We start from the raw sequence: 13,647 nt of genomic DNA, 5'->3' as shown, positions 1-13,647 counted from the left end.
CGCCTCTAATTACTCGATCTTAATTACTCGAACCTAGTGACGGAGTGGACTGACGCATCATAATTTCGTAGCCGATGTCCACTTTGTTACGACTGTCATTACCGCCTTCAAGTCGGTCGAGAATCATCTGCGCAGCGGTCACGCCCATTTCATAACGCGGCACATGAACACTGCTGAGCGATGGATTGACGAACGCCGAGGTTTCAAAGTCATTAAAGCCGCACAACGATAAATCACCGGGCACTTTGATGTTCATGCGTTGGCTTTCAAACAGCGCACCCAATGCTAAATCATCGTTACAGCAAAAAATGGCATCAATAGCCCCGGAAGATGTGCTAATTAAACTGCGCAGCAACTCGCCCCCTAACGCAATCGACGACGGCTCGGGTGTCGTAACAATCCATTCAGGTTTATAAGCATTGCGTTCTTCTAGGGCTTTGACAAAACCGTGCATACGCTGCTGGGTGCGGGTATCCATGCGTGCACCAACAAACCCTAAGGATTTACAACCAGTCTGCAGCAGCCGCACAGCCACATCGTAACCGGCTTGATAGTGGGAAAAGCCCACATTCATGTCCAGGGGCTTATCTAAGATTTCCATCATTTGCACCACGGGAATCGCGGCACTTTCGAGCATGCGATGACAGGCGCGAGTTTGATCGCCACCGGTAATAATCATCGCCTCTGGGGATTGGCTCAGCAGCGTACGCACCATTTTTTCTTCTTCGAGCGGCGAATAATGGGTATCCACCAACAGCACCTTATAGCCGTTAGCATCTGCCACATCGTAAATACCGCGTAATACGTCGTTAAAAACAATATTCGACAAAGACGGTATCGCCACCCCGATCACTCGCGAGCGCGCAGAAGCCAGAGAGCTGGCCGACTGGTTGGGAATATAACCCAAGCTATCAATGGCTTCCTGCACCCGGCGCTTCAGGTCATCCGAGACTTTATCCGGATGATTCAAGACGCGCGACACCGTAATGGCGCTCACATTAGCCACCTGAGCCACGTCGGCCAAGGTAGCGCGTTTTGAAGAAGATTTTCGGGTGCGTCCAGCCATAGTTATTCCAGCTTATAAAAAGACGTTATGGTAGCACAATGGTAAATGTTTGCGCTATCATTAGGCGTTGACTAAAGAATCACGAGAGCCCCTATGAGCAGAGCGTCCAGCGCCCCACATAACCGCCCCCAACTTGCCATTGTTATGGGGGTTTCCGGTTCAGGCAAAAGCAGCGTCGCCAAAGCCCTCGCCGAGAAAATGGGCTACCAGTATCTGGATGCCGACGACTTCCATAGCGATGAAGCCAAAGCGTGTATGGCTGCCGGCACCCCGTTAACGGATGCCCAGCGCATCCCTTGGGTGCACAACATCTGTGCACACTTGAATCAGCGCGCCAAAAACGAACAAAGTTGCACCCTGGCTTTTTCTGGGCTGCGTCGCAGTCATCGGCAACAACTGCGTGAACTGCCCTTCGACGTGGTTTTTCTTTACCTCGACGGAAGCAAAGCACTGATTGCCGAGCGCATGAACACCCGCAACAACCACTTTATGCCCACGTCTTTACTGGATAGCCAATTCGACAGCATGGAAGAAAGCGCAACGGAACACGATGTAGTGAAAATCAATATCGACGCCGAGCTGCATGAAGTCGTGCAAAACTGCTTACAACACCTGCGGGCAAGACTTTCCTCGTCGACACGCTAGGCGGCATAGGTTTTGCGTTATAGTGAGCAAAGAGCTGCTATAGGGCCAAGCCAATGACCACCGATTTTCTCTCCATGGATGAACTCAAGCAAAAAATTCATGCACTCATCACCTCGCTGTACCCCCACAGCGACCCCGAAACTTTAACTCAAGCCTGCTTTGATGCCATAGGCCCGCGTCTGAATAAAGACGTAGTCGCGCCCGAACGGCTTTGGTCTGAGCGTGACTGCTTATTAATTACCTACGGTAATTCACTTCGTGAAGCGGGCCATAAGCCATTAGATACGCTGCAGAATTTTCTCCATCAAAAACTTCAAGACACCTTTTCGGCGGTGCATATCTTGCCGTTTTTTCCCCACTCGTCGGACGATGGTTTCGCGGTGATTGACTACACCCAAGTGGACCCAGAGCTCGGCGACTGGGATGACATAAACGCCCTGTCGCAAGATTTTAAACTGATGGCGGATTTGGTGATTAACCACGTTTCCAGCCAAAGCCTGTGGTTTCGTAACTACCAATACGGCAAAGACCCGGGGCGCGACTATTTTGTCGAGGCCGACCCCAACTACGACCTGTCGAATGTGGTCCGCCCGCGCACCAGCCCGCTGCTGCGTAAAACCGATACCGCCAATGGCGTTAAGCAAGTGTGGTGCACTTTCAGTCACGACCAGGTAGACGTAGACTTTCGCAATGAAAAAGTGCTGCTGGAATATCTGGGCATTATCGGCCGCTATCTGGATGAAGGGGCGCAGTGGATTCGCCTGGACGCCGTGGCTTTTCTATGGAAAGAACTGGGCACGCCCTGCATTCACCTGCAGCAAACGCACGATGTGGTAAAGCTGATTCGTTTACTGACCGAATACAAAAACGCCCACGCGCTGTTAATCAGCGAAACCAATGTGCCCAACCGTGAAAACCTCACCTACTTTGGTAACAGCAACGAAGCACACATCATTTATAACTTTAGCTTGCCGCCACTGGTTATCCACGCCCTGCTCGCCGGTGACTGCACCTACCTGAAAAGCTGGATGATGAGCATGCCACCGCCACCGGTGGGTTGCGCCTATTTGAACTTTACCGCCAGTCACGACGGCATCGGCCTGCGCCCTGCCGAAGGGCTGCTCAGTGACGAAGAGCTTGGGCAGATGCTCAGCACCCTGGAATCGTTCGGCGGAAAAATTTCCTCGCGCACCGATGCCGAAGGTAACGCTAAACCCTATGAAGCCAACATCAGCTTATTCGATGCGTTTAAGGGCACCTTAAACGGCACCGACCAATGGCAGGTCGAGCGGTTGATCATGTCTCAGGCGATTATGTTATCCGTGGAGGGGATACCGGCGTTTTATATCCACACCCTGTTCGCCACCCCTAACGATTACGACAAACTGGAAACCACCGGTCACAACCGCTCCATTAATCGCCGCAATTGGAGCCTAAGTGATTTAGACGCTCGCCTGAACAAGCCGGGTGGTCCGGGAGAACGGGTGTTTAACGAATTAACGCGGTTGATAAAAATACGCTCGGCCCAACCCGCGTTTCACCCTAACGCAACGCAATTTACCCTGCACATACGCCCAGAAATTTTCGCCTTCTGGCGTCAGAGCATACGCCGCAGTCAAAGTGTGTTCTGTATTTACAATCTGACCGACCAACCCCAAGAAGTCAGCTTGGCCGATTTAAATTTAATCAGCACCGAGCAATGGTTTGACTTAATCAGCGATCAAGCGATGGATGATTTGTACGGCAAAATCACTTTGCAACCCTACCAAAACGTATGGCTGACCAATTATTGTGGGAGGTGAAGGGTAAGATGCCGTAAGCCTGGCCTCTGATGGCGAACCTCAAAACTTCCAGACTACTCGGGCCAACAGGCGCACATCATCGTCATCGTCATCGCCCACCGTGTATTTGTTGTCCAAAGGCGCGGGCGGCGATGGCGCTCAGGTGCCAATGCCTACTGTTAAAGCACCACCCAGGCCCGCGCCGAACAGCTCACGGCCGTCGTCGGTTATGCTTTTCCAGGGGGTTTTGTTGATCATTACCTGGCCGCCGTCGGCTTTGATCAGGCCGTGGTTTTCGGCCAAGGCGTTCAGTGCGGACTCATCCAACTGCACATTCAATAACCCATCGCCGGCAAAATCCAGCGTAGAGGCCACCAAGCTGCCCACATTTACCTGGGCGTCTTGTCCAAACAGAATGCCATTGGCATCCAACACAAACACGCGGCCGTTCGCGTTTAACTGACCATTAATCTGTGTACCGTCAGCGCTTAACACTCGGTTCAACGCCAGAGATTGGCGGTTGGGCCGCAGGAAGTTAACCACCTCATTCACATCGATATCGAGGTTATCCCACAACACGATAATGTTCTGGCTGTACTGGTTGATATCGATAATATTAACGCCGTGATGAAGAGTGGCACTGCCGTCCCACCTTGTGTTGCTCAGCAGCGCTGCTGAGCAACACAAGGATCAGAGCCAGTGAATTTCTCTTTATTTAAACCAGAGGTTGTTGAGGCGAGTCGGCATTGGGGGGTACTCTTGACCAAATTTATTGGGGCACGGCTTAACTCGCAATTGTCGCAACTGTGGGGTACATTAAGTGACCTCTAAACAGAGGGGATCATTAAACTCGTTTTATAATTAACAGCTAGCTCCATATAAAAACGAAAAGCGTTTTTAATTTTTCACTTCAAACGGTTTGTAATCAGGTTTTCTATGCCTCAACCTCTTGTGCCCTACGACGTTAATAAAACCTCATTAACAGTGACTCCGTCGATGACACAAGTGTGGGACAAACTATTGGCCTTTGAGGCTGCCAACTGCGATGAAGCCCTGGATGTTTTACTGGATGAGTTGTGCGGATTAATCAACGGCACAGCGGCCCTGTGGGTAGGGGCCCTACGAGTCAATGCACACGACCCCAGGGACCCTCTGCGAGGGTGGCGGCCGCGCATTAGCCACAAATTAGACAGCAAGCCTTGTGATAAAGCCTTTGCCAAACAAATAATGAGCGATATAGATAACCTTGACCCAGACCCACTGGTTAAACACCATGTTGCAACGGCCGGTGCTTTTCGAGCCTATCGCTTGAGCGATGTGGTCACAGATGATTGGTACCAATCTCCCTTCTATTTACAAAAAAAAGAAAAATCGAGGCTGATTGATAGGCTTTATGTGATTACTCCACTGAACGCAGATATGGAGTGCTACATCACAGTTGATCGAGTGGAAGGTCAAGCGCCGTTTAACCACGACGACTGTTTACAAGCCGCCGCCCTATTACGGGGGCTTGCCTGGTTCCAACGCCAAGTGGCTTTGTCCCACGGTCTACACATCAGCACGGCGGCCATTACCCCCACCGAGCGCCGGGTACTGCAACAGCTGCTTACCAACCAGAGCGAGCGGGAAATCGCCACCAAGCTAGGCTTGGCTTATACCACGGTGCATTCTTACGTAACCACTATTTATCGTAAGTTTGATGTTAATGGGCGAACAGGGTTAACCGCGCTATGGCTGGGAAAAGGGCTGGAGGTTTGTTAAGCAAACGCGGGTTTATATTTACAGTACCGCCTAGACAAGCGTCTCTGCATTTTAAAGTGCTACCAAAAGTGGCAGGTACAGGGCTCGCCACTTTTTGCTTTGCGTTCCGCGCGATGCGGCTAATCATTCTATGTCTATCGTATCCTGTTCGCTCCTTAATAACTACTAACAACTACGATAAGTTGGAAACCACCGGCCACAACCGCTCCATTAACCGCCGCAATTGGAGCCTAATGGATGTAGAGGCTCGCCTGAACAAGCCGGGCGGGCCGGGAGAACGGGTGTTGAGCGAATTAACGCAGCTGATAAAAATACGCTCGGCGTAACCTGCTTTTCACCCCAATACAACGCCGTTTACTTTGCATATACGAGCAAAAATTTTTGCCTTCTGGCACCAAAGCATACGCCGCACCCAAAGCACTTTCTGTATTTACAATTTAAGCGATCAAGCTCAGGAAGTCAGCCTTACGGATCTAAACCTTATCATCACAGAGAGCTGGTTTGACCTGATGACCGATCAGCCTGTGGAAGATTTATACGGAAAAATTACGTTGCAATCGTACCAGAGCCTGTCGCTTATCAATAAAGCATCCCCTTAATATCGACAGGCAATCATTGCTGGCGTAAATAACATCGGTTATTCTGCCCCTGCCAAATTTTGTGGGCGGGGCAGTATTCCCAAGATTGGTCCAACTTTCACCGTACAATAATTACTTTAAGGATATATCCATGGCTGCTATTGTCAGGCGCGCAGCTATTATTCCTGCCGCGGGGTTCGGTACCCGCCTGGGCAAGGGCCCTAAAGGTTTTCTTAAACTTGGCGACCGGACATTAATCGAGTGGACGGCACACACCTTATTGCCAATTGTAGACCGCATTGTAGTGGCCGTACCCGAAGGGTTCGAGCAAGCCGCACAAAAATTGCTGCCAGATTGCACGATTATCTGTGGTGCAAACTCGCGCCATATGAGCTTAGTTAAACTCTTCGAGCAAAGTTTCGCTGAGACGGTGTTGATTCAGGATGCCGCCAGGCCGTTTGCCTCCCGAGCTTTGTGTAATGCAGTAATACACGCAGCCGAAATACACGGAGCCGCGGGTGCGTTTCTGGACCCAGTAGTCCCTGTGGGCACAATAGAAAACGATGCAGTAGGACAATTCTGGCACCGGCATGAAGTGGGTATCTTTCAGGCCCCTCAGGCATTTTCCCACGCGTTACTGGATGACGCCATGAGCCGCCCTGATGCGGAGCTCTTCCAATCTACCGCCCAACTTGTCATCGACTCCGGGCAGCCCTTATTCGCCGTTCAAGGGGAAGCCGAAAACATCAAAATCACCTCGCCATTAGACTGGGAAATCGCCGAAAAAGTGTTAGCCCCTAAACTTAAAAATTCTGGAATTTATTAAGATGAGCTCGGAAAATCTTAACTCCAATGATAATCACTTGTTTACATGGAATAACGACAACCGTGATGAATATTTATTCGCCACCTATCTAGTCACCACTCCATTGGCCGGCGAACAGGCCGCCTACGGTATCGCCAAAGAACAGAGTGTTTGCGCAACAGCACTGGCAACAATTGACATTTCCCGTGAAGTTAAAAACTTTTGCGCCAAGGTGGTTAGTGTTGAGACTCTGCCTGAGAGCATTACCGATGTCAGCTCGCTTTATTTTCTTAATACCAGCGTTTATGGCACGACTCACAGCTCCTTACAGCGTCACAGCTACCGCATCACCATCGCCTATCCGGTTAATTTATTTCAAGGCCGCTTAACGCGGGTCTGGAACAACGTGCTCGGTGAAGTGCATCGTCTTGGCTTTCTCAGCAGCGCGTTACTGTCGGATATTCAACTACCCTCTTCCGTCTGCACTCAATTTGCTGGCCCCCGTTATGGCATTGACGGTATTCGTCAAATACTAGGCGTCTCCAATCGACCCATTTACTGCCGCTCTATGCGCCCAGCCAATGGGCTGCGCACCGATACCATGCTAGAGATTAATCAACAGGTACTGAGCGGTGGATTCGACGTCATCAAAGATGATGAGCTCACGTACGATAGTGAACTTTCGCCCTTTGCCGACCGCATAGAACGAATGATGGCCATGAAGCGGCGGGTCGAAGATGAGACTGGCGAGAGAAAGTTGTATTTTGCCAACATCATTGACGATCTGGATACCGCTTTACCCATGTTAGAGCAAGCGCAAAAAGCAGGCGTAGACGGCGTACTGGTCAGCTCTTATGCCCAGGGATTATCGTTCATTTCCGAAGTTAAACGGAGGTCTGAGTTAATTATTCTGGCACACAACACCTGTGGAGACGTCATTACCCGATCTCCCCACTGGGGTGCAAGCGATGCGGTTATGGCTAGTTTACATCGCTTGGCTGGAGCCGACCTAGCGGTAGCTCCCGGACCTATTGCCACCCACTTTCAAGATACCCAAGCTAATCACGATTTTATCTCCGCTTGCTGTGGCCCCCTGGGGAACATGCCCTCAATGCTACCAATTATTCAAGGCGGAAAAGTCCCAAGCGAAATCAATCAGTACATAAAGGATATGGGATCAGCCGACTTTATGATCATTGCCGCTACCTGGTTGGATAACCATCCGAAAGGACTGGCACACGCAGCAGAATGCTTCCGAAATCAGACTTAAACTTATGAATTCGTATACGTACACCACCTGGCTAAAAGCGATGCAAAAAGGGTTAACAGCCTATGCAGAGCATCGTTTTAAAACCGCCTACAACTATTTTAGCCAAGCTGTAAAAATCGCTTCTGACAACCCAGAAAGCTGGATCAATTTAGCCGAAACAGCTAATCAGTTGCATCAATATCAAAAAGCCATCAATTTCGCGAAAACAGCTCAAGCCATAAATCCTAGGCTACCCCAGACATACCAAATAATCGGCGATGCATTGCTTGAAAGCGGAAGATATAGAGAAGCTTTAAGTTACTTTCAATCGGCGCTTAAATTAACCGTTAACGCGGGAACACTATACCGCTTAGCTAGATGTATGATTTTATTATCAAGAGACGAACAAGCTGAGCAATTGCTAAGTCGAGCGCTGTCACTGGACCCATACCTCACCCCGGCCTCCATACTATTGGCTACGACTAAACTAAAAACGGGTAAAGCAGATGAAGCGCTCGCCAGCTTGGACGCCATCAAAAACAGGCAAATTCCTGAAAAGGCCGCTAGCGAATGTCAGATGATGAAATCTCTCATCATAGAATATCAACGCTGCCAGCCTATAGTTGACAAGTTTTTAGCCAACCCATCAACAGAGAGCCTTTCACCGCTGGTGAGAAAAAACCATGCGGACAACACAGACAAAGACCATTCGACACTTTCTCGCCTCCGTAAGTACGCGTCAGCGCTTCAATCTTCAAAGATAGAGTTAAAACCTCTCGAAAAGCCACCTGAGCAATGGCCCGAATACGAAGCTTTTTTTATGATTCCTCTAACCGAAACAGCCACACAATTTTTATCGATTAGAGATGAAGTGATCCTCAACCGTGAACAAAAGCTGGAAAGCTTAGAAACTAAGAATATGATCAATGCCATTACTCACGCACAGAGTAAAAGAAACCCCTGCAACTGTGGCCAGGAAGCTCAAGTTACGCTGCGTGAAGTTCACGCTCTAGCGTCGACAGGACTTCCTCGACTCCATCCCGGACAATACAAGTTTAGCCAGAATGGAACAGTCGCATCTAAGGTGATTGAACGGACACCACCAATAAAAGTGAATGCCACTTTACATGCGTTTTATAATGAAATATATCCGTCTGTTGAAAGTGGATTTGTAAAATCTATTTTAGTGCTCATGGCTATAGCCGACATCCACCCCTTTACCGATGGTAATGGCCGGGTTGCCATTACCATGTTTAACCGAGAACTGGAATCAGCAGGCTTGCAGCCCGTCGTATTCACGAAAAAACTTGGCATTAAGGGAGCCCTGACCTCGGCCATGAATAACTTTCGGCTAAACCCTAACAGCTCTCCTAATGCCTTAATTGAAGTAATCAAAGAATCTCAAATCACCGCCATCAATTTTATTTCAGAGCTAACAACATTAAGAAATTCTGAAAAAACCTACCCATAAACTCATGACAATTTTGTGCAGACCGTACACAAGGTTAACCTATCTCCTTCGTATCCTGATCCACCGCGTCTAACAAGCGCTCATAAACATCCGGCACCGCACTTAACACCCTTGACCAGTTCGCCATAAAGGGGCGCTCAGTGGGATCGTTGAGGAATTTTTCGCCGGCGCGCATGATGCACTGGGTAAATTGCTCGACGGTTTCCTCCTCTTTATTTCGGTCCAGCGTCATACCATTAATAACGGCGTCGTTGTGATAGCGGTCAATCAAATCCAGCGCCAGGCGATAGTAGCTGGCTTTGAGGGTGCGAAATACTTCCGGAGTGAACACCACGCCTTTAATCGCAAGCTTGCGGAAGAAAGACTTGGAAATGTCGGTGCTCATTTTTGACAAGCCACCATCAGGGTTTTCGGCGGACAGGTCCTGATGCTTATGATCGTAAGCGTCGGCAATGTCCACCTGACACACACGTTCATCGGAATAGCGACGATTCACTTCCGACAACACACCTATCTCCAAGCCCCAGTCACTGGGAATACGGATAGAGCTCACTACATCCATACTCATGGAAAACTCACCGGCGAGCGGATAGCGAAAGCTGTCGATAAAGTCCAGGTAATCATTGTGGCCGCACACTTTCTGCAATGCGCGCACTAAAGGCGACACCAACAAGCGGCTTACACGGCCATTTAATTTACCGCCTGCGGCGCGGTAGTAATAGCCTTTACAGAACATGTAATTAAACGTGGGATGTGCGATGGGATAAAACAATTTGGCAACAATATCACGCTTATAGGTCACGATATCGCAATCGTGCAGGGCCACCGCGCGGGCGCGACCTTTGGCCAGCGCATAGCCCAAGCAGTACCATACGTTGCGCCCCTTACCCAACTGCTGCGGTGCCAATCCGGCTTCGTCCAGTACTTTATCCACAGCCATCAGGCGAGGGCCATCGTTCCACAAAATAGAATGCTTTTGCGGTAAGCGGGAAAAAAACTTTTTCGCTTTTTTGTATTGCTCTTCATCGGCGCGATCAAGACCGATGATAATTTCATCCAGAAACGGCACCTTGGAAAGCTCGTCAACAATATTTTCCATGGCCGGACCTTCCAGCTCGGAATACAAACACGGCAGCACCAAACACATGGGCTTTTGTTTGCCCCACTCCATTAACTCGGCTTCTAGCTCTTCAATTGGCCGGTCACCCAAATTATGCAAAGTGCCGATACGTCCATTTTGAAAAAAGTCACTCATGGTGCTTCCTCATTGTTAAATTAAGCGAGCTAACGCTGCCTCTACGCCCTCGCGCCAACCGCGAGCGCCCTCAAAAGGTGCACGAATAACGTTTTCCAAACCATCATCGTGCATGTACGTTCCATCAGGGTGCGGCATTAAAACGGGATGATCCGCCGCCTTGAGCATTTGCAGGTCATTCGGGCTATCGCCCAGCGCAATACTGACTACCCTTGCCCCATAATAGGACTCATATAAGCTCAGCAAATAGCGTACCGCGTCGCCTTTATCGCACGCCGCCATGACGTGGTAGAAGCGCCCACCTTTGAGCACTCGTAAATTATGCTTGCGCAGTTGTTGTGCAAACTCGTTTAAATCGGCTTCATCCTGATGCCATAAAAGCGGCTCGGAGGCAGAGCGAGTCATAGCGTTCACTGCGGCCTGCTCACTTAACCCAGTGCAATCTACGACGTCTTGCACACTCATATCGGCAAAACCGGTAAACGAAAACTGCTGCTTTAGTGCTGCCAGAATTTCTACAATGTCATCGCGATTCGCGCCGCGATAGATCAGGTAGTCATCGTCTTTGGTTTCGGCGCCCTCAAGCGTCGCCGACAGCCTCTGACACTCCACCCTAGGCATAACAATTAAGCTGCCGTTCTCACACACATAGGGGCTTGTTAACGCAAGTTCTGCACACAGCTCGCTCATCTCTGCCTGTGTTTTACTGGAAACCAAAACCAGAGGAATTTCACGCGCTTTAAGCTTTTCAATAGCCGGCAACGCCTGGGCGTACGAGTAGTCGTGATGATTTAACAGTGTGCCGTCGAGATCGGTAAATACGGCGATGGGTACAGTAGACAAAGCATAACTCCATGATTCAATTTTAGTTATCGATTCACATGACAGTGGATGTCTGCCACCTGATGGTTCTCAGCCAAATCCAAAACGATATCGGCGCGGGCTGGCATTTCGCTCAGCATCCAGCGGGTTAAGCGTTCGTAATGCGCAATAAAACGCTCAATGTCTGCAGCAGTCATAACTCGCGAGTGTTGCAATTGTTCGGTACTGAGTGAATCGCGCAGTTTTTGCTCTTGCAGCTGACGCCACTCAAGTACCTGAGTAAACGACGGTGCTTTGAGCATTACCAGCAGATCAATCTGCGCAAAAAGCGCTTGGTAATCCGCCAGCGCATCATTCACAAACTGGCGCCAGCGACCGTCAGCATCTTCTTCTTTTTCCAGTGTATTAACGGGCTCGGCCAAATCACTGCTGCGCTGAGCTCTGGCGCCTACGCACCAACCTTCAAATATAATAATATCTGGGCGCCCTTGGGCTTTATCCCAAAGATTTTCGTCTAAGCAGTCGTCCTGAGATTTATCAAACCGGGGAATAGGCGTAAGTTGCTGGGCACCAGCGGCTTTTAGTTGCGTGAAAGTGTCCAGCGCCAAAGCTAGGTTGTGCGTGCCCGGCACTCCGCGGGTTGCTAACAGTGGGTGAATATCGCGGGCAAGTTCGGCGCGGGCAGCGCGTGAAAGGTATAAATCATCAATGGACAGCGCGGTTACTGTCAAACCGTGGACAGATTCCAGCAGCAGCTTAAGGATACTGGCAGCGGTAGACTTTCCCGTGCCCTGTGCCCCATTCACCCCGACCACATAAGTGCTCTGCCCTTTACTGCTGGCGCAATGTGCTGCCAAAGGCTGATACAAATTGGATAGACTTTGCGCCAAAGGTTCCGATAGAGATAACTGCGCAGCAAGCTTGCGCGTAAGTTCGCTCTCATCAAATGAGGGCTGCGCGGCTAATTCCCGTGTAAAAAAATCAGGCCACAGAGCGGTGGATGTGTGACTGGCATCGGGCATAGCATGGCCTCCTGTTAAATCCTGCTGATTCACTCAGGCTTAACCGATGCACAAACTCTGCCACTCTAGCTGGTTACGCTACCGGCGCTCAGGCGCCAGTGGCCCGCGTACCAAACGCCGCATAAATTCCCAAGGAAGCGGCGATTCAGTTCTCCACGACTCAGACAAGAACGTTCCAGCAGCTGAGCCTTCGCCAGGCCACCACCGGTGGGTTTGGCTGCCAAAGTAAAGCGAACTCTGGCGTAACCGGCACGGCTTTTAGCGGCCCTCGACCAGGCTTGAGACAGGGCGGTTACGTAATCAAACATCACGTTAATTTCGATATCCACCGCTAGCGCTTGCAAACTTAACGTCAGAGCATCCCATTGGGCGCGATTAAAATGCAGTGCAGGGCGCTCCATCAGTACAGCAACAGGTGTGTCTGCAGAACAGATAATAGTGCGCAGCTGTGCGGCGAGATGGTCGGGTTGGTATTCTTGCAGCTGATAATTATCCACTGCCGGTAACAGCCCACGCTTGCAATTGCTGTATTCGGCCTGCTCTAAATCCCACCAGGAGAATCTGGGCCAATCGCTGGACTGACTTAAACGATGGAAGCGGGTATTTAACCCTGCGCCAATGCTGATAAAGCGCGTATTAGAATTACGTCGCAACAGCTCTTGGCAGCGCGCATCAAACCAGGCGCTATGCTGCACGCACTCTACATTGGCACGAGGGCAGTATTGCGGGCACTGTTGATAACACAACTGCCAAAGCTCATTGGCCGCCAGGTCGCGCAAACCTATTTCCGGCCAGCGAGTATCGGCTATGGCGTGGCTGTATAGGTTATCCAGCAGAACCGCTGGCACTGTCAGCGAGGCGCTCATTAAAGCCCCTCCTTTTTTGCCAGTTGTTCGCAGGTTCGCGCAGCGCACATCTCGGGCTGATAGTATTCGCGCATGCGCAAAGCAACGGATAACGCGAAACCTTGCATGTAGGTTTCCTGATTACCCACCTGAGCGAGCACTGTGCTTTGACTCATACGTTCCATCGTTTCATTGGCGGCGCGTGTGGCGAGCGACTGAGAACCCAACCGCGCCATCAAATAGTTACACAGGCGCTGTCGGATGGAGTCGTATTCTGATGTTTTGTCCTGCATAAGACCTCCCTTGTATCGAGAGGCCATATTAACGCTAATGAGAATTATTATCGA

General features: G+C 50.2%; 13 protein-coding genes. 6 read left to right on the top strand and 7 right to left on the bottom strand.

Going from position 1 to position 13,647, the window contains the following annotated elements; translation table 11 throughout:
• Nucleotides 1-19: 19 nt before the first annotated feature.
• Complete coding sequence (gene gntR / locus D568_RS0104350; protein ID WP_020208355.1) at nucleotides 20-1,066, bottom strand: HTH-type transcriptional regulator GntR; 1,047 nt, start codon at nucleotides 1,064-1,066, stop codon at nucleotides 20-22.
• Nucleotides 1,067-1,159: 93 nt separating this feature from the next.
• On the opposite strand from gntR, the gene D568_RS0104345 reads away from it, so the two are divergent.
• Both D568_RS0104345 and D568_RS0104340 read left to right on the top strand, forming a co-directional pair.
• Entirely contained in the window at nucleotides 1,160-1,711 is a 552-nt protein-coding gene (locus tag D568_RS0104345) for a gluconokinase (RefSeq protein ID WP_020208354.1), read from the top strand.
• Between the two features lie 53 nt (nucleotides 1,712-1,764).
• Nucleotides 1,765-3,513 carry a sugar phosphorylase gene (locus tag D568_RS0104340; RefSeq protein ID WP_020208353.1) on the top strand — a complete coding sequence of 583 codons (1,749 nt, stop codon included), beginning with the start codon at nucleotides 1,765-1,767 and terminating at the stop codon, nucleotides 3,511-3,513.
• A gap of 138 nt (nucleotides 3,514-3,651) precedes the next feature.
• Here the strand turns inward: D568_RS0104340 and D568_RS0104335 are convergent, their stop codons facing one another.
• Nucleotides 3,652-4,179, bottom strand: a complete 528-nt coding sequence (locus D568_RS0104335) for a two-partner secretion domain-containing protein (protein ID WP_020208352.1) — start codon at nucleotides 4,177-4,179, stop codon at nucleotides 3,652-3,654.
• Between the two features lie 249 nt (nucleotides 4,180-4,428).
• On the opposite strand from D568_RS0104335, the gene D568_RS0104330 reads away from it, so the two are divergent.
• The 4 genes from D568_RS0104330 to D568_RS0104305 all read left to right on the top strand — a co-directional run bounded on the left by D568_RS0104330 (nucleotide 4,429) and on the right by D568_RS0104305 (nucleotide 9,356).
• Nucleotides 4,429-5,253, top strand: coding sequence for a helix-turn-helix transcriptional regulator (locus tag D568_RS0104330; protein WP_051084001.1), 825 nt, complete (start codon nucleotides 4,429-4,431; stop codon nucleotides 5,251-5,253).
• Nucleotides 5,254-5,982: 729 nt separating this feature from the next.
• A complete protein-coding gene (locus D568_RS0104315) occupies nucleotides 5,983-6,657 on the top strand; it encodes an IspD/TarI family cytidylyltransferase (RefSeq protein ID WP_020208348.1) in 675 nt (224 codons plus the stop codon).
• A 1-nt stretch (nucleotide 6,658) separates the two neighbouring features.
• Nucleotides 6,659-7,906: a RuBisCO large subunit C-terminal-like domain-containing protein gene (locus D568_RS0104310; RefSeq protein ID WP_020208347.1), complete on the top strand. Its 1,248-nt coding sequence runs from the start codon at nucleotides 6,659-6,661 to the stop codon at nucleotides 7,904-7,906.
• 4 nt (nucleotides 7,907-7,910) lie between these two features.
• Nucleotides 7,911-9,356: a Fic family protein gene (locus D568_RS0104305; RefSeq protein ID WP_026286845.1), complete on the top strand. Its 1,446-nt coding sequence runs from the start codon at nucleotides 7,911-7,913 to the stop codon at nucleotides 9,354-9,356.
• 34 nt (nucleotides 9,357-9,390) lie between these two features.
• Here the strand turns inward: D568_RS0104305 and D568_RS0104300 are convergent, their stop codons facing one another.
• From D568_RS0104300 to D568_RS0104280, 5 genes are all read right to left on the bottom strand, one after another.
• Nucleotides 9,391-10,611, bottom strand: coding sequence for a glycosyltransferase family protein (locus tag D568_RS0104300; protein ID WP_020208345.1), 1,221 nt, complete (start codon nucleotides 10,609-10,611; stop codon nucleotides 9,391-9,393).
• Nucleotides 10,612-10,626: 15 nt separating this feature from the next.
• Nucleotides 10,627-11,454 carry an HAD-IIB family hydrolase gene (locus tag D568_RS19245; protein WP_020208344.1) on the bottom strand — a complete coding sequence of 276 codons (828 nt, stop codon included), beginning with the start codon at nucleotides 11,452-11,454 and terminating at the stop codon, nucleotides 10,627-10,629.
• Nucleotides 11,455-11,480: 26 nt separating this feature from the next.
• Nucleotides 11,481-12,455 (bottom strand): hypothetical protein, encoded by a 975-nt coding sequence (locus D568_RS19240; protein WP_020208343.1) that lies wholly within the window; start codon nucleotides 12,453-12,455, stop codon nucleotides 11,481-11,483.
• Between the two features lie 65 nt (nucleotides 12,456-12,520).
• Nucleotides 12,521-13,321, bottom strand: coding sequence for a hypothetical protein (locus tag D568_RS0104285; protein ID WP_020208342.1), 801 nt, complete (start codon nucleotides 13,319-13,321; stop codon nucleotides 12,521-12,523).
• Nucleotides 13,321-13,593, bottom strand: coding sequence for a hypothetical protein (locus D568_RS0104280; protein ID WP_020208341.1), 273 nt, complete (start codon nucleotides 13,591-13,593; stop codon nucleotides 13,321-13,323). The genes D568_RS0104285 and D568_RS0104280 overlap by 1 nt, the downstream gene beginning before the upstream one ends.
• Between the last annotated feature and the right edge of the window lie 54 nt (nucleotides 13,594-13,647).

The organism is Gilvimarinus chinensis DSM 19667, assembly GCF_000377745.1.
In the GTDB taxonomy this organism is placed as follows: Bacteria; Pseudomonadota; Gammaproteobacteria; order Pseudomonadales; family Cellvibrionaceae; genus Gilvimarinus; species Gilvimarinus chinensis.
The sequence above is the reverse complement of the archived record's forward strand: the minus strand, read 5'-3'. Positions and strand labels throughout refer to the sequence as shown.

Coding starts and splice junctions, on each gene's coding strand:
- D568_RS0104285 (WP_020208342.1), bottom strand. CDS start 13,321: ATGAGCGCCTCGCTGACAGTGCCAGCGGTTCTGCTGGATAACCTATAC.
- D568_RS0104280 (WP_020208341.1), bottom strand. CDS start 13,593: ATGCAGGACAAAACATCAGAATACGACTCCATCCGACAGCGCCTGTGT.
- D568_RS0104310 (WP_020208347.1), top strand. CDS start 6,659: ATGAGCTCGGAAAATCTTAACTCCAATGATAATCACTTGTTTACATGG.
- D568_RS0104340 (WP_020208353.1), top strand. CDS start 1,765: ATGACCACCGATTTTCTCTCCATGGATGAACTCAAGCAAAAAATTCAT.
- D568_RS0104345 (WP_020208354.1), top strand. CDS start 1,160: ATGAGCAGAGCGTCCAGCGCCCCACATAACCGCCCCCAACTTGCCATT.
- D568_RS0104315 (WP_020208348.1), top strand. CDS start 5,983: ATGGCTGCTATTGTCAGGCGCGCAGCTATTATTCCTGCCGCGGGGTTC.
- D568_RS19240 (WP_020208343.1), bottom strand. CDS start 12,455: ATGCCCGATGCCAGTCACACATCCACCGCTCTGTGGCCTGATTTTTTT.
- D568_RS0104300 (WP_020208345.1), bottom strand. CDS start 10,611: ATGAGTGACTTTTTTCAAAATGGACGTATCGGCACTTTGCATAATTTG.
- D568_RS0104330 (WP_051084001.1), top strand. CDS start 4,429: ATGCCTCAACCTCTTGTGCCCTACGACGTTAATAAAACCTCATTAACA.
- gntR (WP_020208355.1), bottom strand. CDS start 1,066: ATGGCTGGACGCACCCGAAAATCTTCTTCAAAACGCGCTACCTTGGCC.
- D568_RS0104305 (WP_026286845.1), top strand. CDS start 7,911: ATGAATTCGTATACGTACACCACCTGGCTAAAAGCGATGCAAAAAGGG.